This window comes from Zooshikella ganghwensis DSM 15267 (genome assembly GCF_000428585.1).
In the GTDB taxonomy this organism is placed as follows: Bacteria; Pseudomonadota; Gammaproteobacteria; order Pseudomonadales; family Zooshikellaceae; genus Zooshikella; species Zooshikella ganghwensis.
In genome coordinates this window covers 1-3,257 of sequence record NZ_AUAF01000282.1, presented here as the reverse complement: position 1 = coordinate 3,257, position 3,257 = coordinate 1, and the positions used below count along the sequence as shown (strand labels likewise).

Here is a 3,257-nt window from a genome sequence, read left to right as displayed (position 1 = left end):
TCGCACTTGAATGTGAGCAGTTACTCATTATAATGCCCAAAATTTGCTCAATTATACTGATACTGTCGTCACAAGAAGTACATAATGAATCGTTTACACATCACGCTTGCCTGCCTGACTCTATCTATTTTTCAGGTGTTTATTCCCTCATTTGCCGTCGCTGATCCACCCAATGAAGTGGGTACGGTTGCTGGTGCTTTTTCCGTCGGCACCGATGGTGCGGCTAATTACCGTATTCCCTTGCAATTACCACTTGGCGTTAATGGTTTAAAGCCTGATTTAGCCCTGGAATATGATAGCCAGAAAAAGGGTGGCTTAGTGGGTACAGGCTGGCGTTTAACGGGTTTTCCTGCGATTGCGCGTTGTCCTACCACGTTGGAGCAAGATGGTTTTATTGACGGCGTTGATTTTGATAATAATGATAAATTTTGTCTCAATGGCCAGCGTTTAGTCGCTATTAATGGTGATTATGGTAAGAATGGGACTGAATATCGTACTGAACACGACAGTTATAAAAAAATTATTTCCTATGGTGCGGTAGGTTCTGCGCCCGCGTATTTTAAAGTCTGGTATAAAAATGGCGAAATGGCCGAGTTTGGTCATACCGATGATGCCCAGGTAGAGGCACAGGGTAAATCTGACATTGTGCATTGGGCCATTAATAAAATTGAAGATCGTTTTGGTAATACGATTAATTTTCAGTACGCTGAAAATAATGATATTGGTGAGCATTATCCGACTTCAGTTAGTTATGCGAATGTCATCGTTAATTTTATTTATACTGATAATAATTACACCACCACACGCTTTTTACAGGGCAGTCGTTTTACCCGTACGCGTCATTTAACCAAAATTGAAATGACGGCGGCCAATAAAAAACAATTTTATACATTACGCTACAGCCGCAGTACCAATGATCGTCGCCACTGGATGAAAGGTATTCGCTTCTGTCACAGTGAACAAACATGTTTACCCGAAACGACATTTGCTTGGGACCATGCTGAGACCACCGTTTCTAACTATAAAAATGTACCGCTCGAAACGCCTGGTATTGAAAATGATCAATCCGCGTATTCATGGTTAGTCGGTGATGTCAATGGTGATGGTAAAGCGGATTTAATTGCTCAGCGACTGACAGCAAGTGGCAATGTGGTCAATGTGCGCATGGCTGATAACTCAGGATTAACACGGCCACATCTGTGGTATCAGGATAGTCAAAACTGGGCGAATCATCATCGATTAGCTCAAGACATGAATGGTGATGGGCTAACGGATCTGGTGTCCTATCAATTATCCAGCTCAGGTAATTTTGTGTATGTCCAGTTATCGACAGGTAATGGCTTTGCAGCGCCTAAAAAATGGACCCATATAACCACTAACTGGGATGGCTATAAAGCATTACTAGCGGACGTCAATGGGGATGGTCGCAGTGATATCGTTTATTACGCGCTCACGTCCGGCTTAATGGATATTGAAGTACAGCTGTCAGAAGGCGATCACTTTGCCCCTGCACAAAAGTGGGTGGTAAATACCCAGAATTGGAATGAACATCAGTTGTTTGCCGCAGATGTTAACGGTGATGGTTTGCAGGACTTGGTTGTTAGCTACATAGGTAAAGCAGGCAACCAGTTATACGTCATTAAATCCGATAACCCGACAAAAGTTGTTGAACACTGGCAGCAAAGTACTGAAGGCTGGAATGAAAGCACCCATCACATTGCAGATATGAATGGTGATGGGAATGATGATGTGGTGTCCAGTTATTTGGGCCGCTCTGGCAATCTGGTGTATGTGTCACTTTCAACGGGGACCGGCTTTTTGCCAATGCAAAAGTGGTTCGATTTGCGCAATGACTGGACAGACCATACACGCCGTATTGCTGATCTGAATGGTGATGGGCGACAAGACCTGGTAGCGGATTACTTTGGTGATAATGGACACCATACCTATATTCAGTTATCACAAGGTGATGGCTTAAGAGAATTGACGAAGTGGAATACGCTGTACACCAATTGGCAACAGTGGTTTCGCTTACTGGGTGATTTGAATGGTGACGGTCAAGTTGATTTAGCCGCTGGTCGTCTCAGTAGTCAAGGTCACTTCACCCACTACCAGTACGTGACGGGTTCTGTCGCACGCCAAATCACCCAAATTACGGATGGGTTAGGTCATACTACCCAAATAAATTATACCCCCCTCACCCACAATACAACGTTCACCAAGAGCACAGGCAGCCAATACCCGGTAAAAGATGTACAACCTGCCGTGTACGTGGTCAGTGAAGTTAAACAAGCCAATGGTATCGGCGGTGAGCTCACTACTCAGTATCACTATAAAGGCTTAAAACGACACCTGCGGGGTTTAGGGGCCTTAGGTTTTGCTGAAATTACCAGCACCCAAGTTGAGACAGGCATTAAAACGACAGACCAGTATTTACAGGATGTCGCCAACCGTAAAATCGGTTTACTGAGTCGCTCGCAAACCTGGTCAGCGACAGGTGTTTTATTAAAAGACACCCAACAAACCTGGCAGGTGAATACGCTGGATGATGGGGACATTAAGCGTTTTCAAACCTACTTAGTGTCACGCGAGACCCAGCAAAAATCCCTGCAGGATGAATGGCTATCCACATTAACCGAAACCTTCAGCTATGACGACTGGGGTAATACCACCGAAGCCAAACAAGTCATTAAGGATGCGTTAGGTCAGCAGACAAGCACAACAACGAATACCTACCAAAATGATGAAAGTAACTGGCTCATCGGCTTAGCCACACAAACGCAAGCCACAAATGTGAGTGTATCCGGTGACAGCCAAACCCGCACCACACAATTTAGTTATGATGCCACGACCGGTGCCTTAACCCAGCGTATTCAGGAACCGGGTCAAGGCGATTATGTCCTGACCACGGATTTTAAATACGACCGCTTTGGTAATTTAATTGAAGAGCAAACCCAAGGTGCCAAAGTTGCTGTACGCAAACAGACGTATACCTATGATGCCCAAGGCCGGTTTTTAACCTCAACCACCAATGCCCTGGGTCATAAAGCACAACAAACCAGTGATGCCTTCTGGGGGGTACCGCTCACCACCACCGATGCCAATGGCTTGGTGACGCAATACGGTTACGATGCCTTTGGTCGTCTGACCAGCCAAACGGCGCCGGATAATACCCAAACCACCCTTACCCGTGGTTGGTGTAATGCAGAGACAGAATGTCCCGCAGGCGCCGTGTATTGGGTAAAAACCCAAGCCCA

General features: G+C 45.5%; 1 protein-coding gene. It reads left to right on the top strand.

Annotated features, from left to right (window positions below):
• Positions 1-84 precede the first annotated feature (84 nt).
• Positions 85-3,257 (top strand): FG-GAP-like repeat-containing protein (locus tag F607_RS0125875; protein ID WP_027710325.1); only part of this gene is annotated, 3,173 nt, incomplete at its 3' end.